Consider the following 24,986-nt stretch of genomic DNA (forward strand, 5'->3'; position numbering starts at 1 on the left):
ATGACCCGCGACGACTTGATCCAAGACGACCTGACCCACGCAGACCTGCGCGCCCGCGTTCGCGCCCTGCCCGAGGTGCTCGCCGCCCGCCCGCACCTTGCACGGCTTGGCGCACTCTTTTCCGAGACCATTTTGCTGGAGGTGGACGGCGCCGAGTTCTACTTGCGGTTCGACAGGGGCCGGATCGAGGAGATCATCGAAGGTCCGAGCCGTAAAATCCCATGGCGCTTTGCGCTGCGCACGGACCTCGGCGCGCTTGCCGCGTTCTGGCAGCCCTGCCCGGCGCCGGGATTTCACGACATCTTCGGCCTCGCCAAGATCGGCCGCGCGCGGATCGACGGGGACATCCTGTGCCTTGTCCGGTCGCTGCGCTTTGTCAAGGAGGTGCTGGCCCTGCCACGCACCGCCGCCGTGGAGGTCCCGGCATGATCGAGCCAATCACCGGGCGCTATCTCGCGGTAGAGATCGAGGGCACACCCCAGCGCATCTATTTCGAGGAGGCCGGGACCGGACAGCCGATCCTCTGCCTGCACACCGCCGGCGCCGACACGCGGCAGTGGCGGTTCGCTCTGAACGACACCGACGTCACCATGCGTCACCGGGTGATCGCCTTCGACATGCCCTGGCACGGCAAGTCGCTGCCGCCGGACGGGTTCGAGACGCAGGAGTACCTTCTGACCACCGACACCTACATCGCGACGGTCCGCGCCGTGGCGCGGGCGTTGGGGCTCGACCACCCGATCCTCGCGGGCTGCTCGATGGGCGGACGGATCGCCCTGCAACTGGCCGCGCGCCACGCCGACGAGTTCGCAGGGTTCATCGCCATCGAGGCCAGCGACTTCCAGCCCGCGTGGTACGATATCGACTGGTTTCACCGCCCCGACGCACATGGCGGCGAGATGGGCGCCGCGCTTGTCTCGGCCAACATCGCCCCGCAGGCGCCGGAAAGCACGCGCTGGTCCACGCAGTGGATGTTCATGCAGTCCGGGCCCGGCGTCTTTCGCGGCGACCTCAGTTTTTACACGCGAGACGAGAGCCTGACTGCACGTCTGGCGGACATCGACACGGGCCAAACTCCGGTCCACATTATGTGCGGCGTCTACGATCTGACCTGCACACCCGAGGACGCGCGCCGCACCGCGGACGCCATCCCGGGCGCGACACTGGCGATCATGGAAAACCTCGGCCATTTCCCGATGTCCGAGCACCCCGTTGCCTTCAAGCCGTACTTCATGGAAGCCTTGGACAAGGTCACCGCCTGAGAGGGATATGGAGCTTCGACGCCTGAGATATTTCGTCGCCGTCGCCGAGGAGCTGCACTTCGGCCGGGCGGCGGCGCGCCTCGACATGGCGCAGCCGCCGCTCTCGCGCCAGATCGCGGCGCTCGAGACCGAGCTGGGCGTGCAGCTTTTCGACCGCAGCCGCAGCCAGATCCGCATCACGCAAGCCGGGCAGATCCTGCTCGACCACGCGCGCGACATCCTGCAACGGCTCGACAGCGCGTATCGCGAGACTAGGCTCGTCGGCGCCGGCGGCGCGGGCCGGCTGCGGATCGCCTTTGTCGGCTCCGCCACGCACGGCCCTTTTCCGACGCTCGTGAAATCCTTTCGCACACACTTTCCGAACGTCGAGCTGGCGCTCTCGTCGATGAACAACGCAGAGCTCTCGCGCGCGCTGATCCAGCGCGAGATCGACGTGGCCATCGCGCGGCCGGCGCTGGGCGACGACGACTTTCGCAGCGAGACGTTGCACGCCGAGCCGCTGATCCTCGCACTGCCGGACAACAGCCCCCTCGCCGCCTCGGAGACTGTGCCCTCCACCGCGCTCGCGCAAGAGACGTTTATCATCTACCCGCGCAGGCCGCGCCCGAGCTTTGCCGACCATGTGCTGGCCGTCTGCAAGGAGGCCGGGTTCACGCCCACCGACGTCGTCGAGGCGCAGGACTACCAGACCGCCATCAGCCTCGTCGCGGTGGGTGTGGGCGTCTCGATCGTCCCCGCCTCGGTGGCCGAAGCCTCGCGGCCAGGTGTGTTCTTTCGCAAATACGACGGCCCGAACCCGGGCACCGCGCTGACCGTGCACGCCCGGATCGACAACCGCGCACCGCACGTGATGAACTTCCTCGAACTGGTGCGCAAGAACACCCGCAAGAGCGGGCTCAAGCGCGGCTGAGGCTCTTTCCTCAAAGACCTTCTCGCACCAAAAAGGGCGCCCGGTGGCGCCCTCTCTCCTCGCCCTGTTTGGGGACGGCCTACGCGCCGGTGCTGATCGCAAACATCTCGGCGCTGGCGTCGATGCCCGTGTTGTTGGGTTCGACGATCTGCAGGACCGGCTTGCCGCCCTCCATCCGCCACTGCCCGCCTACGAGCGGTGTCTTGGCGACGTTCGGCACCGGGCCCGCGGAAAAGTCGATGGGTCCCACAACCGAGCCGTAGCGCGTCGCCGCGATGGCATCCCGGATCGCCGCAGGCTCCAGGCTCTCCGCCCGCGACAGCGCGTCGAGCCCGACCTCGAAGAGCGCGTGTTTGAACCCCAGCGGCATGGTCCAGGGATTGCCCGTCGCCGCCTCGTAGGCCGCGGCGAGATCTGCCGAGCTCTGCCCTGTCATGCCGGAGGCAAAGGGGTGATCCGGCGACCACCACACCTCGACCGAGAGGCCATGCGCGCGCTCCCCGAGCGTGCCGACGGCCTGCGGAAACTCCGATGCCTTGGCCACCGTCGCGACCTTGGGCGTAAAGCCCTGCTGCGCAGCCTGCGTCCAGAAGGTGGTGAAGTCGGGCGGGATGACGACGCCCGTCACGATATCGACGCCGGCCTTTTTGAAGGCGGCGATCTGCGACGAGAAATCGTCCGTCATGTTCTGAAAACGGCCCGTGTCCACCAGCTCGAACCCCTGCTGCGCCAGCGCGGGCGGGAAGCCGAGGTTCGGATCACCCCAAGCATTGCCGTCAGGATCGTTCGGCCAGAGCGCGCCGACGACCTTGTCGGTCTCCAGCTGACCCCACATCCCGGTAAAGGTCGACACGATATCCTCGAGCCCCCAGAAGAAGTGATAGGTCCACTCGAAGCCCACATTCGGATCGCCTTGTCGCCCGAAAAAGTGCGGCTGCCAGGGTGTGTCGTTGGTGATGCACGGCACCTCGTTCAGCTCCGCCTGGTCGGCGACCGGGTTGGTCGTGTCGGGCGTCGAGGTGGCCATCAGGATGTCGACCTCGTCGTCAAAGATCAGCTCCTGCGCCACGCTCGCCGCGCGGTTCGAGCTCGACTGGCTGTCCTTGACGATGATCTCGACCTCGTGCCGCACGCCCTGCACCATGAGCCCGTTCGCGAGCTTGCGCCGCACCTGATCGAGCACAAAGCCGTCCGGTTCGGCAAAGATCGCGAGCGGGCCGGTCTGCGGCGTCACGAAGCCAAGCTTGATCGGCCTGGAGCGTGCGTAGGCCGGCAGCGCCAGCGTGGTGGCGGATGCGGCCGCCAGCCCCTTGAGGGCCGTGCGCCGGGTGAAGGTACGATTTGCCATGTCTGTGGTCCTCCCATCATGGTTCCTGGGACCGCACGATAGGCAAGGATGCACGTCGAACCGATGACCGGGGCGGTATCGGGCGATACGCAGGCCACGGTTTGCTTGGCGAGCGGCTCAGCGCACGAGCGTCAAAACCCAGTCCCGAAACGCCGCGACTGCGCCGGTGCTGCGCAGGCCGGGGTGCACCGACAGCCAGTACGCCTCGCGTCCCGGGAAACTCATGTCACCGACCCGGACGAGCGCACCGGACTGCAGGGCCCCCGCGCAGAGCACGTCGTCGCCGATCGCAAGCCCCTGCCCCGCCATCGCCGCGCGGATCGCGAGGGCACCGTTGCCGAGGATGGCGCCCTGATCGGGCCGCGAGACGTTGGCCTCCGCCAGAAAACGCTCCCACCAATAGGTGTCGAAATCATGCAGCAGCGGCAGCTCTGCCAGAGGCGCCTTGCAGGTCGCGACGAGGCCGGGATGCGCGACCGGAAAGACGGTAAAGCCGCAGAGCCGTTCCTCCTCCACCGCGCCCGCGCGCGGACGGCCAAAGGTGATCGCCAGATCGCTGCGCGGCATCTGCCGACCTGGCGCGGCGGGGATAAACGTGACGTCCGTGTCCGGCAGCGCCTGCCACAGGTCCGAAAGCCGCGGAGCCAGCACGAAGTCCAGAAACTCATAGTCCACCTCCACGGTGAGGTGGTGCCGCTCGGCGCGCGAGACGGCGCCATCCCGACCTGCGGCGAGCAGGTCCAGAACTTGCCTTGCAACCGGTAGGTAGGCGCGTCCTGCGGACGTGACCTCGACCGATCTGTGGCGACGTTCGAAGAGGGTAACGTCGAGCCGGTCCTCGAGCGTGGCCATCTGCTTGCTCACCGCGGCTTGCGTGACGTTCAGGGCCTCCGCCGCGCCGGCAAAGCTCGACCGCTCGGCCGCTTCGACGAACATCCTGAGGCTGGTGGGGCTTGGAAGGGAGGGCATGGTTATTGAGTAACAAAATGGAAGGCCAAAGGCCAAATCTAATTCCTTTGACCGAAAGCGCGTTGCGCCTTAGCTCGCGTGCCATGCAAGATGAGACGGAAACCCGTACGATTATCGAGGACACCGGCACCTACGCGCCGACGTGGCGCGCGCTGCTGGCCGGCGGGCGTGGCGCGCGCATCGCATCGGTCCTGACGGTCATCGTGCTGCACGCGGGGGGCAATTACGCCGCCGTCACCCTTGCCCCCGCCATCGTGCAAGACGTGGGCGGCGGCGCCCTCATTGGCGCGCTGACGGCGCTCTTTAACATCACGACCGTGCTCGCCGCAGCCGCGACCGGGCCTCTTGCTGCGCGTTATGGCACGCGGTGGCTCTGGTGGGGCATGTCGGGCCTCGCGATCCTCGGCGCGCTGATCTCGGCTCTGGCAGGCTCGATGGTGCTGGTCGCCACGGGACGCGCGCTCGCCGGCTTTGGCGGCGGAGGGCTCCTTGCGCTGGGGTTCGTTGCGCTGAGGGCGGAAACCAGCGCCGCGGCCTTCCCCAAGATCTCGGCGATCTCTGGCGCCTTCTGGATCGGCGCAGCCTTTGCCGGGCCGGTGATCGGCGGGCTCTTTGCCGATTTCATCGGCTGGCGCCCGGCGTTCGTGTTGCTGGGGGTCGGGATGCTGGCCTATGGCGCGCTCAACGCGCGGACCATCGCGCGCGTGACGACCGAGGGCAGCACCGAGCGGTTTCCGATCCTCTCCTTTGCCGCCTTCGGCAGCGCCATCGGGTGCGTCAGCTTTGCCCCGCACTTCACGCCTATTGTGGCGAGCGGCCTAACGGTGCTGGGTGCCCTCGCCTTTGCCCTCGCGGTCTGGCGGGAGCGCAGCCGCGCTCCGCGCATGTTCCCCGCCCGCGCCTTTCGGGTCGCGACGATGCAGGGCAGCGCCATTGCCGCCAAGACCGTGCTCGGCGCAAGCGCCATGAGCATCCTCGTCTTTGGCCCGCTCATCCTGACGCAAGTCCACGGCAAGAGCGCGACCTTTGCCGGCGCCTTTGTCCTGATCGAGACGGTCGGCTGGTCGGTGGCCTCCTTTGTCATCGTCAGCGCGCCTTGGGGGCGCCGGCTTGCCCTGCTCGGGCCGTGGATCACGCTGGCTGGCCTCGCCGGGTGCAGCGTGTTCCTGATCGACGGCCACCTGACGGGCGCGGCGCTCTCCATCGCGGCCTGCGGGTTTGGCCTTGGCATGATCTGGCCCTTCCTCGGGGAGCGCATGGTGGCCGGAGACCTCGACGGGGAACAGACCAAGACGATGGCCATGGTCTCGAGCGTCGAAACGCTGGGGTTTGCCATCGGCGGGGCGCTGGTCGGGCTGGTCGGCGCGTTCGTCGCCGGAGGCGCGATCGACGATGCTGCAAGCGTCAGGGCGGCCACGCAGGCGGGGATCCTCCTCTCGATGCCCTTCGCCATGCTTGGCGGGGTCGCCGCCATCCGGGCCATGCGCACGGGCGGTTGAGCGCGGCGCTTCGGGTCGCGCTGTGCCGGTTGAGCTTACTGGCACGGCGATGCACTCTTGGCCGGTGCTCTACGTTCTTGCCTACTCCGTCTTTGCGCCCGAGTCCGCGGCACGGATCGATGCCTTTCGCGCCGCGCACGAGCCCGAGCGCGCGCGCCTTGTCCGGCCGCACATCACGCTGGTTTTTGGCGTGTCTGCTCAGCACCAGCAGGCGGTGTCCGATCTGGTGGACCATGTGGCGGCAGAGACGCGTGTGATGCCGGTGGTCTTTGACCAGCACGCGATCCGGCACGATCCCTTTGAAAACAAGCACAAGCTGTTCCTGCTATGCGGCGCTGGGGGTGACCATGTCACAACGCTGCACCGCCAGCTTTACGACGGGCCACACCGCGCGGAGCTGAGCGCCGACCACCCGTTCGAGCCGCATTTGACGGTGGCAAGTTATGATGCTCTGGCAAAGCTGGAGCAGGCCGATCTGTCTGCGCTCGGACCTTTGCCGATCCCCGCAACCCTGACCGCGCTCGACCTAGTTCAACTCGAAGCGGGTTGCCTTAGAACGCTCAAGTCAGCGCCACTGAACGCGTAGCCGCAGCGCCTCGAAAACCCGCTCATTCAGGCGCGGGAGCCAGATAGCTGACCGGCTCGGCGTACCGGCTGTCGGCGTGCCACGCCCAGTACGTCCGCGTGATCGCCTCCGTCACGGGGCCGACCGTACCGTCTCGAACAGGCGCATCGTCGATGCGGGTGACCGGCATGACACCGCCGGCCGTCGATGTGACGAACACCTCGTCCGCCGCGCACAGCGCCTCTTTGGAAAGCGCGCCCTCGCGCACTTCACGCCCCTCTTCCTGCCCGATCTCCAGCACCGTGCGGCGGGTGATACCGGCGAGAACGCCATGCTCAGGCGTCAGCAGCGCCCCGTCCTTGACGGCGAACACGTTGAAACCCGGCCCCTCGGCGATGTTGCCATCGCTGTCGAGCAGCAGCGCCGTCTCCGCCCCGTGATCATACGCCTGGTAGAGCCCGCCGATCAGGTCGAGCCAGTGGTAGTTCTTGATCGCCGGGTTCACGCTGCCCGGCGGAATGCGCGTCACGTCGGTCACCCGCACATGCAGTCCGCGCCGCATCTGCTCGGCGTTCGCAACCGAGCCATAGGGCACCGCGAACGCCAGGAACCGGTTGCCCGACTTGCGCGGGTCCCGGCTGAAGTCGGGCGACCAGCCGCGGGTGCAGATCATCTCCACGTAGGACCGGCGATGCCCGGAGAGCGCGACGCAGCCGTGCAGGATGTCCCTGAGGTCTTCGGTCGAGACCGGCAGCGTCATCCTCAGCCGTTCCACGCCCCCGAGAAAACGCTCGATATGCGCGTCCAGCCGAAAGAAGGCGCCGTCCCAGACGTGCACCGTGTCATAGGTCGCGTCCGAATGCAGGAACCCGTAGTCGAGGACCGAGATCTTGGCCTCCGACACCGGGATGAACTGCCCGTCCTGCCAGGCCACCCCATGCGGGTAGGCATGCGGATCGCGATAGCGCGGGTTGAGAACGGGCGTGATGGGCATGGCTGGCGGCTCATTTGGTTTGTGCGAAGTCTACCCAGTCCGCCCGGCAAGTCCACGTCCGACCGCCCCGGCCCTCGTCACCTACCCAGCCTTGAGGATCGGCACCGCCAGTTCTCCCGAAAGCTGTGCGTCTAGCGCGGCATGCGTGTCGTCCGAAAGCGCTGCGCCGATGGCATCGCGGAGTGGTTTGGCGTAAGCCTCAAGGTCGTCGGAGTTTAGTGCTGGTTCCACAACCGCCTCCCAGATCCGGCCATAGGCTGACTTCCCGCGCGCGAGCGTGTCCGAATAGCCCTTGAGCACACGCGGAAGCTCGGCCAGCGCCGTGGCAAAGGCCGGGGAACGCGGAAGAGCGTGCTCCATCGCGTCCATCCAAGTCTCGATGGCGGCTTGCTCTTCGGCATACCGATGCGAGCGCCGGCGCACGTGCTTGAGCAGCGCCACGGACCGCAGCATTCGGTAGCCCAAAGGCCCGTTCGACGTGATGTACCGCCCCTTGCCGAGGAACGGGAACCACCCGCCCCGCTCCGCGCGCCGCAAGATCGGGCGCGCCAGCGCGAGGGGAAGCATATCGGCGATCTCTTCGGCGCGGGGCTTCATGTACTCGGTGATCGTCAACAGCTGACCGGGCGCCAGCTGCACTTCATCGTGGATGCGTTGAAAGCGCTCGGGGCGCGTTTTCAGGTCCGCCACCCGCGCGATGTCCTCGTAAGCCATCCAGAGCGCGAGCCTTCGGCACGCCTCCGTCACGGCATGCGCCGCGCGGTGGTCGTCGAGATCCGCGCTTTCGGAGAGGCGCGCCGCGTGGGCGCGATAGGTCTCGGCATAGGCGGCGTCCTGGTAATCTTCGGTCCGGTCCGCGCCTAGGTCTATGACGCGGGCAAGGTCGGGCGGCAGATCGGTTGAGGCGGGCTCGGGCGCAGTTTCGGAGGTTGCCATCAGCGCAGTCACCGCCTTGGCGGCGGCATCGAATCCCGCGCGTGAGCGGTCGTCGGTCAGGACACCGCGGCAGACGTCAGCGTCCCAAGGCAAGGCGCCGCTGGCAGCGACGGCGCCGAACATCGTGGCGCTGACAAAGGTGCCGTTGTCCTCGGCCAGCTTCCCGAGGTCGAGCAGGAAACTGCGCGCCGCCATCTCCTCGACCGCGGTCTGCACCGTGTCCGCCGCGTACCTTCCATCGCCCATGGCGATCTTTTCGGCGGTCGAGAACTGCCGCGCAAGCGACGACACAACCGTCGTGCGTTCGGGAGAGACAAAGCCCTGCGACAGCACGCGCGCGGTCTCCACGAGCTCGGACGAGACGACCACATCCACGCGCCCCGCCATTGGGACAAGGCCCAGCACACGGTCCTCGGCGCCGCGCGGCGCGGCCTCGATGTAGTAGCTGGTCGAACCAGTGCGCTGCGCGACCCCCGGCACCGAGGTCGCCTGCACCTGAAAGCCCGCCGCGCGGCCAGCCGCGACGATCCAATTCATCAGGACGCCGCCGCCTTCTCCACCAAGGGCTGCGAGTAGAATCCGAGTGACAGGCGCGCTCATGCCGGGACCTCCCCTGCGGTGGCAAAGCGCCGGAAGCGCGCTTTGAAACGGTCCCAGCGGGACGGGTTCGACACGATGTCGGCGCGCCAGAACGAGGGGCAGAGCGTGGCGGCGTGGGCCAGCTCGCCACAAAGCCCGCACCCGACACAGCCGTTGGTGACATGCGCGACCGGGTCGGTCTTGAGCGGATCGCTCGATGTCTTGACCGTGAGCGTCGGGCAGCCCGACAGGCGGATACACGAATGATCGCCCGTGCAGGTCTCGTCGTCGATCCCAAAGCGTTGGCGCTGCACGCGCTCGCCATTCTTCAGCGCCTTGGCACGAATCGGCTTGATCCGGCGTTGCCGCTCAAGCTGGCACTCGCCTTCGGCCACGATCACCTTGAGCCCGCCAAACGGCGTCCTGAACGCCTCGAGCAGCGTGTCGCGCATCTTGGACACGTCATAGGTGTGGACAGTGCGCTGCCAGCCGACGCCAAGCCCCTTGAGCGCGTCTTCGATCGTCGTCTCGCCATGGGTCGCGCTCTTCTCGGCACTCGCCAGCTTGAGGTCTGCATGGGGAGAGGAGATCACCTCCTGCGTGCCCGTGGCCGAGGTGTAGCCGTTCTTCATGATGACCAGCACCCCGTCGCCGCGGTTGAGCAGGCGCGAGGCGACACCACTGAGCAGACCGTTGTGCCAGAACCCGCCGTCGCCCATCACCGCGACCGGGCGCTTTTGCTGGAAGCTGGCGACAGCGGCATTCGACGCAAGGCTCATGCCGTACCCGAGGATGGAATTGCCAAAGTTGAACGGCGCAAAGGTCGCAAAGGCGTGGCACCCGATGTCAGCGGAATAATGCACCGGCCCGATCTCGCGCTGCGTCAGCTTGAGCGCGGCAAAGAACGGGCGTTCCGGGCAGCCGGTGCAGAAATTCGGCGGGCGCGGCGGGACGGGTTTTTCAAGCAGCCTGGCCGCCTGCGCCTTGAGCGCCGCGAGCTCGTCCGCATAGGCGGTGTCCTGCAGCTGGTTGCCCGTCTGCGGCATGTGCCGGCGCATGAAGGCGCCGATGCCCTCGGCCATGACCTCCGCCTTGTATTCGCCTGCGAGCGGGAGGAAGTCCTTGCCCGCCAACACCACATCCACACCGCGCCGCCGCAGGATGGTGCCGATCTCATTCTCGATGAACTCGGGCTGGCCCTCTTCGAGCACCAGCACCGCGTTTTTGCCGGTCGCAAACGCCACGATCTCGTCCGGGACCAAAGGGTAGACGACGTTGAGCGCCAGGATGGGAAGGTCGCACCGACCGCTTTCGTCCGCCAAGCCGATCTCCGTCAGCGCACGCATCAGCGAGTTGTAAAGCCCGCCCTGCACGATCAGGCCGACCTCGCCGTCAGGCGCGCCCAGATGCTCGTTCAGCTTGTGCTCGGCGATGAACGCGCGGGCCGCCGCCATGCGCTCGTCCGACTTCTTGCGCTCGTGTCCAAAGGTGACCGGCGGGTGCGCGAGGCGCTCGTACTCGTGCGGCGCAGGCTCGGCGAGCACCTCGTTCATCGACACTTGGGCGGCCACGTTGTCCTTGGCCTCGAACACGCCTTGCACGTGGCAGGCGCGGATGCGCAGCTCCATCATCACCGGGGTGTTAGACGCCTCGGAGAGCTCGAACGAAGTCTCCACCGCGCGAACTATACTGGGCAGGTTCGGACGCGGGTCCATCAGCCAGATCGTGGACTTGACCGCATAGGCATGGCTTCGCTCCTGAGAGACGCTCGACCCCTCGCCGTAGTCCTCGCCCACCACGATCAGCGCGCCGCCCATGACGCCCGGTGAGGCGAGGTTCGACAGCGCGTCGGCGGCGACGTTGGTGCCGACGATCGACTTCCACGCCACCGCGCCGCGCACCGGGTACATGATCGACGCGCCCAGCATCGCGGCGGCGGAGCTTTCGTTGGTGGCTGGCTCCACAAAGACGCCGAGGTCCGAGATCTCGGGCGCCGCCTGCACCATCACATCGACGAGGTGCGAGATCGGAGAGCCCTGATAGCCGCCGATATACGACACGCCCGATTGCAGCAGCGCCTTGGTGACGGCGAGGATGCCTTCGCCCTCGAACACCTCCCCGTCGCCGAGTTGGAGTTTCTTGATTTCCTTGGCAAAGCTGACTTCCACCGGCGCCTCCCTGACAGCGTCTTGCCCGAAGATACGGCGGCGGCTACATAAGTAAAATGGATATGAAAAATCCCGCACATTGATGAATCAGATACTGGAGCGCAATCTCGACTTGAATCTGTTGCGGGTTCTCGTGGCGGTGGCGCGCACCGGGTCGGTGTCGAAGGCCGCCGAAGCGCTCTGCCTCAGCCAGCCGGCCACCAGTAACGCGCTCGCGCGGCTGCGTGAGGCGACGGGCGATGCGCTTTTTGAACGGACCCCCGATGGGATGCGTCCGACGCCCTACGCCGAGGCCATCGTGCCGCAGGTCGAGGCGCATCTGTCGGCGCTGATCGAGAGCCTGTCGCAGAGCAAGGGATTTGACCCCGCCTCCAGCACCCGCGACTTTCGCGTGTCGATGTCGGGGCTTGGAGAGCTGACTTTTCTGCCGGCGATCTTGCGCGCGATGTGGCAGGCGGCGCCGGAGACGACGCTGCGCTGCGTGCCGACCGCTGCAGGCGAGCTTGCACCGTCGCTGAGCGCCCGGCGGATCGACTTTGCACTTGGGATCCTCGGTGCTCCAAGTGGTGATCTACGTGCCGAGACGCTCTTTGAGGAGCGCTACGTCGCGGTTGCCGGCACGGGACTGGCGCAGCATCCGACATCGCAATCCCAGCTTCGGGATTGTGCCATCGCGATCACCACCCCGCAGATGAGCTACGGCAGCGATATCGAGGCGCTGTTGGAGCGCAATCAGCTGACCGCAAACGTTTCCCTGCGCCTCGCGAATTTCGGCGCGATCCCGTCCCTGCTCGAGACCCTCCCGCTGGTCGCAATCGTGCCACGCGGGCTGAGCGCGCTTTTGCAGGCCGAGGACCGCGCGCAAGTCCTGCCGATTGCGCTCGCGCAAACGCCACGCCCCGTGCGGCTGGTCTGGCATGCCCGGCAGGAGGACGAACCAGCGCACCGCTGGCTGCGGAAGTTGATTGTTGGGGTGTTGGCTAAGGGGCGACACGCGCTGCCCGAAGCAACCCTAGCTCGTCTAAACTGTAACAACTGACCTTCACGCGCCGTCCCGCGGGGTGGCGCAATCGCGCCGCCCCGGGGGACGGCGCGCCCTGACAGTGCCTGTCAGGCGGGTGCTTCGGATAAAGCAAGTGAAAGTCGGGCTGGGGTTTTAGGTCTTCAAAGCGCACTAAATGTCAAAAAACACCGTCTCCGGCGCCCCATCCGCACCTTCCTGCAACCGGATGTCATGGCACCAAATGTCGCCGTCCTGCTGCGCGATCAACGTCTGCCGCCGCGCGGGCGGCACTGCATCAAGCAGCGGGTCAGAGACTTCCGGCGGCGTCAGGTAAACCCGCGAGTGCAGGCCGATGTTGATGCCGCGGGCCACGATCCAGACCGCCAGATGCGGTGCCTGACCGTCTGCCGTCGTGCCCGGCATCACCGTCTCGAGCCGGAACCGGCCCTCGGCATCACAGGCGCGCCGCGCCCAGCCGAGCACGCCGTGGTCTGCTTGCGGATCATTCGCCAGACGCCCCTCGGCGTCAGCCTGACAGAACTCGATCAAACCGTCACTCACCGGCGCGCCCGCGCCATCGAGGATGCGGCCTTCGAGCGTGATCCGCGCGCCTTGCGCCTCTGGGCGGATCATCTCCTGACCGAAGGCTTTGATGCGCGTCTCGATCCCCGCGACATGCGGCGTCAGCCCGATGTGCACGTAAGGCCCCGCCGTCTGGGACGCCGTTTCGAACAGCCGCATCACGCGCCCTCCGGTCTATTTTCAAAAGGTGTTTGCCGCCGCCCGCGCAGCACCAGGTCAAGCCGGTAGCAAAGCGCGTCCATCGGCAAAGAGGCGTCGAGATCAAGCCGCGCGGTCAGCCGGTCGATTGCTGCGGGGTCCGGCACAGACTGCACGATCGGGCAGAGCGCGATGAGCGGATCGCCCTCGAAATACATCTGCGTGATCAGCCGCTGGGCAAAGCTCGTCCCGAAAAGGCTCAGGTGGATATGCGCAGGGCGCCAGCTGTTGGGACCGTTCGGCCAGGGGTACGGCCCGGGCCGGATGGTACGGAACGCGTAGGTCCCATCCGCCTGCGTCAAACACCGCCCCAGCCCGCCGAAATCGGGATCGAGCGCCGCGAGGTACCCGTCGCGCGCATGGCGGTAGCGGCCGCCCGCATTGGCCTGCCAAAGCTCGACCAGCACACCCGGCACGGGCTTCGCGTCCTGATCGGTCACGCGGCCTGTCAGGACGATCCGCTCGCCGATGGCGGTCTTGCCCGGCGTGGCAAAGTTGGTGAGCAGATCGTCGTCGCCGGGCGCAATGTCGCCGTGGCCAAACGCGGGGCTGGTCGTGTCGCCAAGACCCGCCGGCGGCACCACCAAGGGCTGGCGCGGAGAGCGCAGGACAGAGCTTTTGTAGGCGGGCGCAAGCGCCGGGGGGTGCACGGAGAAATCCCGCGGGTAAAGAACCCTTTGCGCCGTGGTGTCGTCACTCATGCCCGTGCCTTTCGCATTGCCTGCACGCGTCCCATTCAACGCCGCGCAACCTCAAAAGTCCAAGCCCACGTAGTTCCACGCGACAACTTCCTGCATCGCGCGGCTCGACTTGAGGTGGGCGAACTCGGCGTCCTGCATCCGCCGGTCGAACGGCGTCTGCTCGGGGAAGCGGTGGAGGAGCGAGGTCATCCACCACGAGAACCGCTCCGCCTTCCAGACCCGCGCCAGCGCCTGCGCCGAGTATCCCTCGACCCCGGCATCGTCGCCAGCGTAATGGGCGGCCAGCGCGCGCGAGAGGTAATGCACATCGCCCATTGCAAGGTTCAGCCCCTTGGCGCCCGTGGGCGGCACGATGTGGGCGGCGTCCCCCACAAGGAACAGCCGTCCCCAGCGCATCGGCTCGGCCACGAAGGAGCGCAGCGGCGCGATGGATTTCTCGATGGACGGCCCGGTCTCGAGCGCATCGGCATGGTGCGCGGGGATGCGCGCGGTGAGTTCGGACCAGAAGCGGTCGTCGGACCAGTCCTCGATGCTGTCTTCGAGCGGGCACTGGACGTAGTAGCGGCTGAGCGTCTCGGAGCGCATGGAGCAGAGCGCGAACCCGCGCTGCGAGTTGGCGTAGATCAGCTCTTCATGGACGGGGCGGGTCTCCGACAGGATGCCGAGCCAGCCGAAGGGGTAGACGCGCTCGAACTCTTGCCGGACATCCTCGGGGATGGTCTTGCGCGAGACGCCGTGAAAGCCGTCGCAGCCGGCCACCCAATCCGCCGTCACCTCTCCACCGTCCCACGTCACGCGCGCCGGGCCATCGCCCTTGGCGTCGTGGATCGTCACATCTTCGGCCTCGAACACGGTGGCAAGGCCAGCTCTTTCGCGGGCGTCGTAGAGGTCGCGCGTGACTTCGGTCTGGCCGTAGACCACGACCCGGTGGCCGGTGTGTTCGGCAAAGTCGATGCGGGTTTCTTCGTCGTCCCAGGACATGAGGCAGCCGTCGTGCACGTCGCCCTCGGCTTGCAGCCGCGCGTCGATGCCGGCCTCCGCCAAAAGCCCGACAGTGCCGCGTTCCAGAACACCCGCCCGGATGCGCGACAGGACGTGGTCGCGCGTGCGCCGTTCGAGCACGACCGTGTCGATCCCGCGCTGGTGCAGCAGCAACGAGAGCAGCAGGCCCGACGGCCCGCCTCCGATGATGGCAACCTGAGTGCGCATACGCCCTCCCTTTACGAATTCGTGCATATGTAGACGAGCGTGTGCCGCGTTACATGGTGCTTTCCGGCAAACGCTTGTACGAAACGGGCATGGCGACCCGTGTTCCATCCTGGGCTTTGCTTGGCGAGTCCGCACCCCTGCCTGGCTTTCTGCACGTCGAATCCATCGCCGCGCGCGCGGCAGAACGCGGCTGGCACATCCACACGCATCAGCACCCGGAGCTGGCGCAATTCCTCGTCGTCTCGGGCGGCGGCGGGACGGCGCGCGTTGCGGGCGCGGACATCACCTTTCGCGCGCCCTACATCCTGCGGATCGCGGCCGGCACGGTGCATGGATACGCATTTTTGCCCGACACGGCGGGTCATGTGGTGTCCATCGTCGAGGCTGTCGCGCAGGAGCGCGGCCTGCTGAAACCGGCAGGCTCGGGTTGGGGCGTGGCTGAAGCCGTGGTGCTGGGAGCCGCTGCGACGATCGAGCGTCTGGCACGTGTGCCGGGTCCGGAGGCGGTGGCGCTTGTCGCCGCCTGTCTGCGCCTTCTCGATGCAGCCACCGACGAAAGCGCCGTGCGCAGCGCAGGTCGTGCTGGAAAAGAAGAGCGTCTGAAAGCGCTGCTTGCCGCGCAGCCCGTCGGGCCGCGCACTCCGGCGGAGCTTGCGGATGCCTTGGCGGTCACGCCGGGCCATCTCAACCGACTGGTGCGCCAAGTGACGGGGATGACCACGTCGCAGGCGCTGAACGATGCGCGGATGCGGCACGCAGCGGCTGGACTTTTGCACACGACGCGGACCATCGCGGAGATCGGTCAGGACGCAGGTTTCGACGATCCCGCGCATTTCAGCCGGCGGTTCAAGGCGTGGTGCGGCGCGGCGCCCTCGGAATGGCGGCAGGGTGTGCGGGGCAAGGCGAGGTAACGCGCTCACAGGTCGAGCTCGAGCACCCCGCCCTCTGTGGCGGCGCGGGATTGACAGGTGATGAAGGCAGTCTGGCGCTGCGCCTTGGACAGGACAAAGTCGCGGTGCTCGGCTTCGCCGGACACCAGCCCGCATTTGCACACGCCGCATATGCCGTCCGAGCATTTGAGGTCCACCGGGTAGCCATTTTCGATCAGCACGTCGGCGGCGGTCTTGTCCTCGGGCACGACGAACTCGCGCCCCGATTTGACCAGACGGATGGTAAAGGGATGGTTCTCGTACTCCGGCAGCTCCGGCACGGAGAAATACTCGAGATGGCAGTCGTCTTCGGGAAAGCCCGCCGCCTGCGCGACCTCCATGACCTTGGCCATGTAGGCCGCCCCGCCGCAGGTGTAGACATGCGCGCCGCCGGTGTGACGCAGGATGGCCGGCAGGTCGGCGCGCGTGCCTTCGGAGGAGATGTGCAGCGTCACCCGGTCCGCCCATGGGACCGAGGCCAGCATGTCGAGATAGCCCATGGTGTCGCGTGTGCGGCCGGAGTAATGCACCTCGAACGGGCGGCCAAGCGCGTGCAAACGGTGCGCCATGGCGATCATCGGCGTGATCCCGATCCCGCCGCCCATCAGGTAGCTCATCGGCGCCGCCTCATGCAGCGGGAAGTGGTTGATCGGGCGGGAGATAAAGACCTTCCGCCCCTCGTTGAAGATACGGTGCAAAAGCGCCGAGCCGCCACGGCCAGCCGTCTCGCGCAGCACGCCGATCTGGTATTTCGAGCGGTCCGCCGGGTCGCCCGACATCGAGTATTGCCGCAAGAATTCCGGGGCCACGACGATGTCGAGATGCGCGCCCGCCTCCCACCCCGGCAGGTCGCTGCCGTCGAGGCTGGAGAACTCGTAGATCGTCACGTCTTCGGCGGTTTTCTCGGCCTTGGTGATCTCGACCCGCAGGACGGGGCTTTCGTCATAGTCGCGGACCTGGTGGGCGGGGTTCTCGCCCTTGGCGAGCCGCGCCTTGTACTCGTCGGCGGTGATCATCGCCTGATACGCCTCGATCCCTGCCTCCCGGTCCATCGGGTAGGGATAGGGGTAGGGGTGCGAGACGAGCGGCGCAGGGTAGACGGCCAGCGTCTGGTCCTCGTACTTGAGGTCGAGGTCCTTTTGCAGGCCGCGCTCGTTCACCGGTTTCCTGGTGGGGCGGTAGGCGCCGTCCTCCTCGATCTCGAGATCCCACCACCATTTCTTGACCGGGTTGAGATCGCCCCGGTTTAGCATGTCGTCGAGCTTGGCAAGCGCGGGGGCGGAGCCGGGGACCTTCATCGCCGTCCAGCGGAAGACCGCGTCGCCGAGCACGCCTTCGAGGTTCCAGGGGCATGTCTTCATGCAGCGTCCGCACATCGCACCGCCTTCGGTGGTGATGCGGTAGGTCGCGCATTTCTGGCTGTCCGATTTCCAGATCTCGTAGCCGTTGAACATCAGCTTGGGACCGGCGGTGATCGCACCGGACGGACACTCGCGCGCGCATTTCTTGCACGCCTCGCAAAAGCTTTGCAGGCCAAAGTCTATGGGTTTGTCGTGCGTCATGGGGAAGTCGGTTGTGACCACCCCGGACTTGAGGCGCGGGCCAAGGTAGGGGTTGAGGATGACCTCGCCGATGCGGCTCACCTCGCCCAGCCCCGACAGCAGGAGGAGCGGGGGTTGCAGCACTTCGCCGTCCATCACCGTGTGCGCCTTGGCCTTGTAGCCGAGGTTGCGCAGCTGGCGGGCGACGACCCCGCCGAAGAGCGAGAACCGCAGGTAGGCGCGCATGGATTGCGCGACGCTGATCCAGTCGTCCCCGGAGGCGCCCTCCATCGTGTCGAACCCCTGATCGACGATCATCGAGATCGCCTGGTCGTGCGGAGGGTCGATGGGCGCGCCGGCGGCGTCGTGGGAATACCAGCTCCAGTCCGGGCAGCGCGAGATGCCGACGGCATCCACGCCCAGAAAATAGGTGGTGGCCTTGACGAGTTCGGCGGCTTTGTCCGGCGCGATCCTGATTTGCGTGTCCGCCCTTTCGCCGTCCTGCAGCAGGACAAAGGCGCCCAGGGCGCGGCGCTGCGCCATCGAAGGGGCGGCCTTGCGCACGTAGTGCCCGCCCTTGGCGCCGTCCTGCAGGTTCTTGCCCATGTCCCCGAACTGGGCACGGGCGAACATGTCGGTGCGCTTCGGCACCCGCGGCACACGCGCCTCGTCGATGTAGGTGGTCGGATCGTCCACCCGCTTGAGCCGCTCGAAGGGATGCGCGCCATCGACGAAGCGGCGGTTGGCGTAGGCCTTGGCCTGACGGGGTATCACGAGGCCCGGCGCCAGCGGCATGTCCGGGGCGATCTCGAAGGTCGTGGTGATCGCGGCGATCCCGTAGTCAGTGCCGATATAAGGCGCCGTGGGCCTGCCCTCCCCGTCCGGCACTGCAAGGCCCGCCGCCACCGCCAACTTGTTGAGGTCCACGTCCGATGTGCTGGCCGTGTGCGCCCGGGCGTCATGCCCGAGGAGCCGCAGGTAGTGCGCGATCACGGCGGCCGTCTCGGCTGCAATCAGGCTGGAGCGGTGGTCCATCGCGTCCATGATCCACTCGGTGCCGGGCTCGTCGGCCTTTGGCGCGCGGGGGTGTTCGTAGAGCACGACCAGCGCGTGGGTGTGTCCGTCGATGGTGGTGGGCGGCGCGTCCATGGACTCCTTGAGGTCGGCCATGATCATGTCGATGCCGGTCGCCAAAGTCTTGGTCTGCTTGGTGCGCAGATCATGCGCCAGCTTGCCAATGTCGGGGTTCTGATAGGGCTCGGGCAGGATCGCTTCGCGCGGCAACTTGCAGGTGCCGGCCATCGAGGCATCGTTGAAATAGCAGAAGGATTTGAGGTGATTGGCGCGTTCGACGGGATCGGTTGGCGCCGCCGCCTCGACCTTGTTCACCAGACCCACGCGGATCGCGTCCAGCATCGCCTGATGGTCGCGCATCGCGTTCACGATGGACTGCGGATCGTGCGCATGATCGAAGGAGATCTGCTCGAAGGCCGGGACATGGCCGAGGTCTATGCTGCCTGCGCGTGCCAGCGTCTCGAGCCGGTAGGGGCCAAGGTGCATGGGCCGCTTTTTCTGCGAAAGCACACGAAGGGTCATGGGCATCAGCCTTTCTGGGCGGGCAGCGGTCTGCCGCGTCTGTGGTGTGGGGCGTGAGAGCGCACAGGCGTCATGTGTTGACCGACCCGCCATCGACGGCGAGCGTCTGCCCGGTGACAAAATCGCTCTCGGGAGAGCAGAGGAAGATGAGCGCGCCGAGGAGGTCCTCGGGCGTTCCGTCCCGCTTGATCGCGCGGGAGGCGAGGACGGCGCTGCGCGTGGTCTCGACGTGTTCGGGGTTGCCCAGGATCGACGACGACAGCGTCAAGCCCGGGGCGAGGTTGTTCACGCAGATGCCGGCCTTCCCAAGCTCGCGCGAGAGCGCCCTTGTCATGGCCTGGATCGCGCCCTTGGACGCGATGTAGTGCAGCATCCCGGGCATGCCCTTGTAGACGGTGCCGGAGGTGATGTTGACGATCTTGCCGCGGCCCTGCGCCTCCATCACCGGGCCTGCGGCGCGGATCATGGCGTAGGTGCCTGTGACGTTGGTGGCGATGACGCGGTCCCAGGTGGCGGGGTCGATGGCGTCATAGCGCGCGACGGGCAGGGAGGCGTAGAGCGCGGCGTTGTTCACAAGCACGTCGACGGTGCCGTAGCGCTCTTGGCAGGCGGCGACGATGCAGTCTGGAGTTCCTGACGCACAGATGTCGGCCTCCAGGTAGGCGGCACCAGCTTCTTCGGCTTCGGTTCCGTCCGCGATGTCGGCGGCAAGGACATTGGCGCCTTCGCCAAGAAGCGCGCGGGTGAAGGCAAGGCCCAGCCCGGTGGCGCCTCCGGTCACGATGCAGGCGCGTCCTGCCAGGCGCCCTTGCGTCATTCGGCGGCCTCTGGCGCCGGCGTTGCGGCCTCGGTCTGCGTCTCTTCGCGGTACGCCTTGTGCACGAAGAGGCTCGAGTAATTGAGCGTCGCGTGGCTGTGCTCGCGCATCATGGCCTCGGCCCGCGCGCCGTCGCGCTTGCGCAGGGCGTCGAGCAGGATCACGTGCTGGGAATGTCCTACCGTCAGGCGCATGTGCTGGCGGCGCGGGTTTGTCCCCTCGAAGACCAGCGAGCCGAGCTTGGCAAAGGGCAGCGCCGCGATCCGCTCGAACGTGTGCAGGATCAGGTCGTTGCCGCATCCCTTCATGATGGTCTCGTGAAAGACCACGTTGGCCGCGTGGTAATTGTCGAGCAGCTCTTGCACAGGCGTATCCGAGGCGAGGATGTCCTCTGTCGTCTCGATGGAGGCGAGGAGCGTCGCCTCGACCTCGGCGCTCATGCCCTGCTCTGCCATCGTCTTGGCCGCCAGCGCCTCGAGCGAGGCGCGCACGGCGATGGTGTTCGAGATGTCGGCACTCGAGATGGACTTGACGGTGAAGCCGCGCCCCTCGCGCTTTTCGATCAGTCCTTCGGCCTCGAGCCCAGCGAGCGCGGTGCGGGCGGGCGTGCGCGAGACGTCGAACTCTGCGGCCAGGGCCATCTCGCTGATGCGCGAGCCCGGGTCGCGATCTCCGGTCACGATTTGCCGCCGCACGACGGATTGCAGATGTTGGGCGCTCGAGTGCATTTCGCGAAAATGGATACAAAATCCGAGGCTGTCGAGCGTTTTGCGCAAAAAATTGTGCTTATCTCGAAAAATGGCTTCACTTTGGATACGTAAAGTGCATCCTTGGGTCATTGCGTCGCAGCGCCGCCGGCGACTCGGAATGGCGTGTGTGATGCGCGGAAAGGGGTCCGATAACGAGAGAGCGTGGCCGGCGCCCGCAGCGGCGAGAAGAGCAAGCCTCACCAGAACCAGCGATTAGTCGGCGCACATGCCGGCGGGTACAAGCTGAGACCAGATTGAACACCCACCACAGCAGGGAGGAAATGACATGAAATTCACAAGCTTGATCGCGGGGGCCACGCTGGCGCTCGCGCCGCTTGCCGCCACGGCTGAAAAGCTGAGCCTGGCGTACTGGATGGGCCCGGGCCACCCGATGAACAAGGCCGTGTTTACCCCGTTTGCCGAAGCACTGGCCGAAGTGTCAGGCGGCGAGATGGGCGTGGACCTCTTCCCGGGCGGCGCCCTCAACAGCGTGCCGCCGGCGCAATACGGCATCATGCTGGACGGCGTGGCGGACATCGCATTTGTCATTCCCGGCTACACCGGCGACGTCTTTCCCAAGACCGGCGTGATCACCTACCCCGGCATTTGCGAGACCGCCGTCACCTGCACCGAGGCGCTGTGGCGCGCCAAGGACATCATCGAGGCCGAGTATGACGCCGTCATGCTGGGCCTTTGGGGCAACAACCCGCCGCTCCTGATCACCCGCGACAAACCCGTGCGCACGCTCGAAGACCTCGAGGGCATGGTGATCCGCGTGACCTCGACGCAGGACGTGGCCTTTGCCGAGGCGCTGGGGGCGTCGGGCGTGACCCAACCTGTCAACGTCATCAACCAAAACCTGACCAACGGCGTGGTGGACGCCATCGCGATCGGCCCTTCGGCGATCGGGTCGTTCAACCTGCACGAGCCGGGCAACTACATCACGACGTATTTCCCGGGCTCCGGCTCGGCGTTTGTGCTGCTGATGAACCGCGACGTCTTTGACGATCTGAGCGAAGAACAGCAGGGCTGGGTGCGCGAAGCGGCCTCGCGGTCGATCAGCGACGCGGGCGGCGCCTTTTATGACCGGGCGGCGGCGCGGGGCCTGCAGATCGCGAGGGACGCGGGCGTCGAGATCATCGACCTTGCCCCCGAAGAGCGCGCCCGCTGGGACGCGATCATGGCACCGCTGATCGAGGACCTGCGCGCGCAGGAGGTCGGCGACACCACCGCCGGCGCCGTCATGGACGTCATGATCGGCCAATGAGCGGAGGCGCGCACGCCCTGCCTGAAAGCGTTCCCGGCCCGCTGCGTGCGGCGGACCGGGGGCTGCGCCTTATCGCGGGAACGCTCGCCGCGCTTGGCGCGCTCGGGATCGTCGCGCTCATGGGCATCACGCTTGTGGCGGTGATCTGGCGCTACTGGTTCCGCGATCCGATCTCGGGCACCGGGGACATGTCGCAAATGACGTTGATCATCGTCGCCGGCGCTGCGGTCGCCTATGGCGCGCGGCACGGCGCGCATGTGAGCGTTGATCTCATCGCCCCGCTTGGACGGCGCGTGACGCGCGTGACTGACCTCGTGATGCGGGCGCTCACGCTCTTTATCATCGGGCTCTCGGTCTACGCGCTCCTCGACAAGGCATGCGGGATGGAGCGGGCCTGCATCACCTCGACTCTCTCGATCGAGCACCGCCCGTTCTACTGGTACCTCGCCGCGGCCATGACCGTCTTTGCCGCGCAGATGGCGGTGCACCTGGCGATTGGCCTGGCCACATTCACCAGCGACGACCCAACGGAGACCGGTTCCTGATGGACGCCACCGTCATTGGCTTTATCGGCTTTGCCGCCCTCTTCGTGATGCTGTTCATCCGCATGCCCGTGGGGGCTGCGATGATGCTGGTCGGCACCGCCGGCATCTGGTTCATCCGCGAGCGGGCGGCGATCCCCAAGCTGGCGGGCGAGATCTTCAACGAGGCGTCGAACTACCCGCTGACGATCATTCCGCTCTTTGTGCTGATGGGCAATCTGGCGGGCGTGTCAGGGATGAGCCGCGACCTCTATACCGCCGCCCACGCCTGGCTCGGCCACCTCAAGGGCGGGCTCGCGTCTGCCACCATCGTCGGCTGTGCAGGCTTCTCGGCGCTGTCCGGCTCGTCGCTTGCCGCCGCGCTCACCATGGGGCGGGTCGCCCTGCCCGAGATGCAGCGCTACCGCTACGACAACGGCATGGCGACAGGCGCCATCGCCGCGGGCGGCACGCTCGGCATCCTGATCCCGCCCTCTGCCGGCTTTGTCGTCTACGCGATCCTCACCGAGGAAAGCATCGGGCGGCTCTTCATGGCGGGTGTCATTCCGGGCCTCATGCTGACGGGGCTTTTCATCTTTGCCATTTGGCTGTCGGTCCTGCGCAAGCCCGAGCGCGCGCCGGCGTCTGCCGAACGCATGCCGCTGGCGGACCGGCTCAAGGCGCTGCTCCGGGCATTCTGGATCATCGGCATCATCGTCGCGACCATCGGCGGCATCTACACCGGCGTTTTCTCGGCGGTGGAGGCCGCGGGCGTCGGCGCGTTCCTCGCCGTCATCGTGACGTTGATCCGGGGCGCGATGACCTGGGAGAACATGGTCGAGGTCTTTGCCAGCACCCTCAAATCCACCGGCACGGTCTTCCTCATTCTCTTTGGCGCCTTTGTCTTCAAGTCGTTCGTCGGGTTCACCGGGATCACCACCGCGCTTTCGGCCTGGGTGGAAGTACAGGGCTTCACCGGGTTCCAGATCGTCTGCGCGTTCCTCCTGCTCTTCATCGTGCTCGGCATGTTCATGGAGGGGTTTGCGATCCTCGTGCTGACCGTGCCGCTGATCCAGCCGATCATCCAGCCGCTCGGGATCGACATGATCTGGTTCGGCGTGCTGATGGTGATCGTGCTCGAGATGGGGCTGATCTCGCCCCCCGTCGGCGTGAACGTGTTCGTGGTCAAAGGCATCGCGCGGGACGTGCCGCTCAACACGATCTTTCGCGGCATCTGGCCGTTCTGGTTCGCGATGCTGGCGGCGGTTCTTCTGATCCTCGCCTTCCCTCAGATCGCGCTCTTCCTACCAAACTCGATGTTCGGCTGACCTCTTTCGCGAAAGGACAGACCATGCTTAAGTCTCCAGACCTGATCGGCGCTGAAAGCACGCCGCCGTTTTACAAAGTCGCCAATCCGGGCGACATCGGCCTCGACCTGCCCGCCATCCGTCACGGCGACGCCGTGCGCACCTGGGTCAATGCGTTGGCCGGGTTCCAGAAGGAGGCGCTGGTCGGCTCCACCCGCTCGGGCGCGGTGTGGAGGCTGGTGTCGGACGAAGGCGGCTACCTCGACGGACACGACGCCGCGCCCTGCCCCTTGTCGTTCCTCTCGGCGGGGATGGTCGCGAGTTACATGAACGAGATCCTCGCCCTCGCCGCACAGCAGGACGTGGAGCTGCGCAAGCTGCGGCTCATTCAGAACAACTATTACACGATGCAAGGCTCGATGCGGAAACGCACGATGACCGGCGGCGCGCTACCGGTGGAGCTGGAAGTGGAGTGCGAGAGCGATCTGAGCGACGCCGCGCTGCAGGAGCTCGTTGCCAACGCCGTGCACGCCTCCCCGCTCAACGGGCTAATGCGCGGCAAGCTGCCCTCGCTCTTTACCCTCAGCCGCAATGGCACGCAGATCGAGACGGGTGAGGCCATCGCCCTCGACGCGCCAGTGGTGGGCGACCCTTCGGGCGACGCGCCCCGCGCCACACCAAGCGATCTGGCACTCATCACCCGCGAAGGCATGTCGCCGAAAAAGGACGTCGCCAAAGGCACCGCAGGCGCCGCCACCTCGCTCACCGACGAGCAGGACCGTACGCTCAACCCCGGCGTGATTTGCACGCTCCGCGAAGACGGGATCAAGGAGGTCGAGCAGCACCTTTACTCGCCCCACGGCTCTGTCTTTCGCTACCTTTCCGAGGAGGCCGAACCCGCCGGTGGCCAGGGCCGCGCGCCCGACGCGGTCAGCCTCATTTCGGCGGGGATCGCGTTCTGTTTCATGACCCAGTTCGGGCGCATGGCCTCGATGGAAAAGCTCGACCTGCCGCATTACGCGATTGTTCAGGACACCCACTTCTCCCTTGGCGGCGCGTCGGGGGGCACAGGCCAGGCCGGCAGCGCGGACCCGGTCGAGACCCATGTGCATCTGCAAACCTCCGAGAGCGACGCCGTCGCGCAGGACATGCTCGACGTCTCCGAGCGCACCTGCTTCCTGCACGCCTTCTGCCGGACGGATTTGAAGACCAAGCTCAAGGTGACGCGGGTTTGAGCGCAAGCCGAGCGTCACAACAAATATTCACGCGCCGTCCCGCGGGGTGGCGCAATCGCGCCGCCCCATGGGGGCGGGTCGGCGCGGCCTGACAGTGCCTG

At 66.6% G+C, this 24,986-nt stretch carries 22 protein-coding genes; 11 read left to right on the top strand and 11 right to left on the bottom strand.

Annotation, left to right across the window (positions count from 1 at the left end; translation table 11 throughout):
* Genes ACU0B3_RS08915 through ACU0B3_RS08925 form a run of 3 tightly spaced genes read left to right on the top strand, consistent with a single transcriptional unit; the run spans position 1 to position 2,172 of the window.
* Positions 1-429, top strand: coding sequence for a hypothetical protein (locus ACU0B3_RS08915; protein ID WP_446260495.1), 429 nt, complete (start codon positions 1-3; stop codon positions 427-429).
* The gene (locus tag ACU0B3_RS08920; protein WP_446260496.1) at positions 426-1,262 is read left to right on the top strand and encodes an alpha/beta fold hydrolase; all 837 of its coding nucleotides are present in this window, start codon (positions 426-428) and stop codon (positions 1,260-1,262) included. Before ACU0B3_RS08915 ends, ACU0B3_RS08920 begins: the two co-directional genes overlap by 4 nt.
* Before the next feature lie 7 nt (positions 1,263-1,269).
* Positions 1,270-2,172 carry a LysR substrate-binding domain-containing protein gene (locus tag ACU0B3_RS08925; protein ID WP_446260497.1) on the top strand — a complete coding sequence of 301 codons (903 nt, stop codon included), beginning with the start codon at positions 1,270-1,272 and terminating at the stop codon, positions 2,170-2,172.
* A gap of 79 nt (positions 2,173-2,251) precedes the next feature.
* Here the strand turns inward: ACU0B3_RS08925 and ACU0B3_RS08930 are convergent, their stop codons facing one another.
* Together ACU0B3_RS08930 and ACU0B3_RS08935 are read right to left on the bottom strand one after the other, a co-directional pair.
* Entirely contained in the window at positions 2,252-3,520 is a 1,269-nt protein-coding gene (locus ACU0B3_RS08930) for an ABC transporter substrate-binding protein (RefSeq protein WP_446260498.1), read from the bottom strand.
* A 117-nt stretch (positions 3,521-3,637) separates the two neighbouring features.
* Positions 3,638-4,456 carry a LysR family transcriptional regulator gene (locus tag ACU0B3_RS08935; RefSeq protein WP_446260499.1) on the bottom strand — a complete coding sequence of 273 codons (819 nt, stop codon included), beginning with the start codon at positions 4,454-4,456 and terminating at the stop codon, positions 3,638-3,640.
* Positions 4,457-4,572: 116 nt separating this feature from the next.
* Here ACU0B3_RS08935 and ACU0B3_RS08940 point away from each other — a divergent pair, with 116 nt between their 5' ends.
* Both ACU0B3_RS08940 and ACU0B3_RS08945 read left to right on the top strand, forming a co-directional pair.
* Positions 4,573-5,988, top strand: a complete 1,416-nt coding sequence (locus tag ACU0B3_RS08940; protein WP_446260500.1) for an MFS transporter — start codon at positions 4,573-4,575, stop codon at positions 5,986-5,988.
* A gap of 64 nt (positions 5,989-6,052) precedes the next feature.
* On the top strand, positions 6,053-6,574 hold the full coding sequence (locus ACU0B3_RS08945; RefSeq protein ID WP_446260501.1) for a 2'-5' RNA ligase family protein: 522 nt from the start codon (positions 6,053-6,055) through the stop codon (positions 6,572-6,574).
* 22 nt (positions 6,575-6,596) lie between these two features.
* Here the strand turns inward: ACU0B3_RS08945 and ACU0B3_RS08950 are convergent, their stop codons facing one another.
* From ACU0B3_RS08950 to ACU0B3_RS08960, 3 genes are all read right to left on the bottom strand, one after another.
* On the bottom strand, positions 6,597-7,547 hold the full coding sequence (locus tag ACU0B3_RS08950; protein WP_446260502.1) for an aminotransferase class IV: 951 nt from the start codon (positions 7,545-7,547) through the stop codon (positions 6,597-6,599).
* Positions 7,548-7,628: 81 nt separating this feature from the next.
* Entirely contained in the window at positions 7,629-9,083 is a 1,455-nt protein-coding gene (locus ACU0B3_RS08955) for an indolepyruvate oxidoreductase subunit beta family protein (RefSeq protein WP_446260503.1), read from the bottom strand.
* Positions 9,080-11,230 carry a thiamine pyrophosphate-dependent enzyme gene (locus tag ACU0B3_RS08960; protein ID WP_446260504.1) on the bottom strand — a complete coding sequence of 717 codons (2,151 nt, stop codon included), beginning with the start codon at positions 11,228-11,230 and terminating at the stop codon, positions 9,080-9,082. Before ACU0B3_RS08960 ends, ACU0B3_RS08955 begins: the two co-directional genes overlap by 4 nt.
* An 82-nt stretch (positions 11,231-11,312) precedes the next feature.
* On the opposite strand from ACU0B3_RS08960, the gene ACU0B3_RS08965 reads away from it, so the two are divergent.
* Positions 11,313-12,269 (top strand): LysR family transcriptional regulator, encoded by a 957-nt coding sequence (locus tag ACU0B3_RS08965; protein WP_446260505.1) that lies wholly within the window; start codon positions 11,313-11,315, stop codon positions 12,267-12,269.
* A 135-nt stretch (positions 12,270-12,404) separates the two neighbouring features.
* Here ACU0B3_RS08965 and pcaG read toward each other — a convergent pair whose 3' ends face one another.
* Genes pcaG through pobA form a run of 3 tightly spaced genes read right to left on the bottom strand, consistent with a single transcriptional unit; the run spans position 12,405 to position 14,923 of the window.
* Positions 12,405-12,974, bottom strand: a complete 570-nt coding sequence (gene pcaG / locus ACU0B3_RS08970; protein WP_446260506.1) for a protocatechuate 3,4-dioxygenase subunit alpha — start codon at positions 12,972-12,974, stop codon at positions 12,405-12,407.
* Positions 12,974-13,714, bottom strand: coding sequence for a protocatechuate 3,4-dioxygenase subunit beta (gene pcaH, locus ACU0B3_RS08975; protein WP_446260507.1), 741 nt, complete (start codon positions 13,712-13,714; stop codon positions 12,974-12,976). The genes pcaG and pcaH overlap by 1 nt, the downstream gene beginning before the upstream one ends.
* A 51-nt stretch (positions 13,715-13,765) precedes the next feature.
* On the bottom strand, positions 13,766-14,923 hold the full coding sequence (gene pobA / locus ACU0B3_RS08980; protein WP_446260508.1) for a 4-hydroxybenzoate 3-monooxygenase: 1,158 nt from the start codon (positions 14,921-14,923) through the stop codon (positions 13,766-13,768).
* 89 nt (positions 14,924-15,012) lie between these two features.
* Here pobA and ACU0B3_RS08985 point away from each other — a divergent pair, with 89 nt between their 5' ends.
* Positions 15,013-15,834 carry a helix-turn-helix domain-containing protein gene (locus ACU0B3_RS08985; RefSeq protein ID WP_446260509.1) on the top strand — a complete coding sequence of 274 codons (822 nt, stop codon included), beginning with the start codon at positions 15,013-15,015 and terminating at the stop codon, positions 15,832-15,834.
* Positions 15,835-15,839: 5 nt separating this feature from the next.
* Here ACU0B3_RS08985 and ACU0B3_RS08990 read toward each other — a convergent pair whose 3' ends face one another.
* The 3 genes from ACU0B3_RS08990 to ACU0B3_RS09000 all read right to left on the bottom strand — a co-directional run bounded on the left by ACU0B3_RS08990 (position 15,840) and on the right by ACU0B3_RS09000 (position 20,534).
* Positions 15,840-18,989: a 2Fe-2S iron-sulfur cluster-binding protein gene (locus ACU0B3_RS08990; protein ID WP_446260510.1), complete on the bottom strand. Its 3,150-nt coding sequence runs from the start codon at positions 18,987-18,989 to the stop codon at positions 15,840-15,842.
* 70 nt (positions 18,990-19,059) lie between these two features.
* On the bottom strand, positions 19,060-19,806 hold the full coding sequence (locus ACU0B3_RS08995) for an SDR family NAD(P)-dependent oxidoreductase (RefSeq protein ID WP_446260511.1): 747 nt from the start codon (positions 19,804-19,806) through the stop codon (positions 19,060-19,062).
* A complete protein-coding gene (locus tag ACU0B3_RS09000) occupies positions 19,803-20,534 on the bottom strand; it encodes a GntR family transcriptional regulator (protein WP_446260512.1) in 732 nt (243 codons plus the stop codon). Before ACU0B3_RS09000 ends, ACU0B3_RS08995 begins: the two co-directional genes overlap by 4 nt.
* Positions 20,535-20,841: 307 nt before the next feature.
* Here ACU0B3_RS09000 and ACU0B3_RS09005 point away from each other — a divergent pair, with 307 nt between their 5' ends.
* From ACU0B3_RS09005 to ACU0B3_RS09020, 4 genes are read left to right on the top strand one after another with little or no spacing between them, the layout of a single operon-like run.
* Entirely contained in the window at positions 20,842-21,822 is a 981-nt protein-coding gene (locus tag ACU0B3_RS09005) for a TRAP transporter substrate-binding protein (RefSeq protein WP_446260513.1), read from the top strand.
* Positions 21,819-22,367, top strand: coding sequence for a TRAP transporter small permease (locus ACU0B3_RS09010; protein WP_446260514.1), 549 nt, complete (start codon positions 21,819-21,821; stop codon positions 22,365-22,367). Before ACU0B3_RS09005 ends, ACU0B3_RS09010 begins: the two co-directional genes overlap by 4 nt.
* Positions 22,367-23,671: a TRAP transporter large permease gene (locus ACU0B3_RS09015; RefSeq protein WP_446260515.1), complete on the top strand. Its 1,305-nt coding sequence runs from the start codon at positions 22,367-22,369 to the stop codon at positions 23,669-23,671. The genes ACU0B3_RS09010 and ACU0B3_RS09015 overlap by 1 nt, the downstream gene beginning before the upstream one ends.
* Positions 23,672-23,694: 23 nt before the next feature.
* Entirely contained in the window at positions 23,695-24,885 is a 1,191-nt protein-coding gene (locus ACU0B3_RS09020) for an OsmC family protein (protein WP_446260516.1), read from the top strand.
* The last annotated feature ends 101 nt before the right edge of the window (positions 24,886-24,986 follow it).

This window comes from Pseudaestuariivita sp., assembly GCF_052825805.1.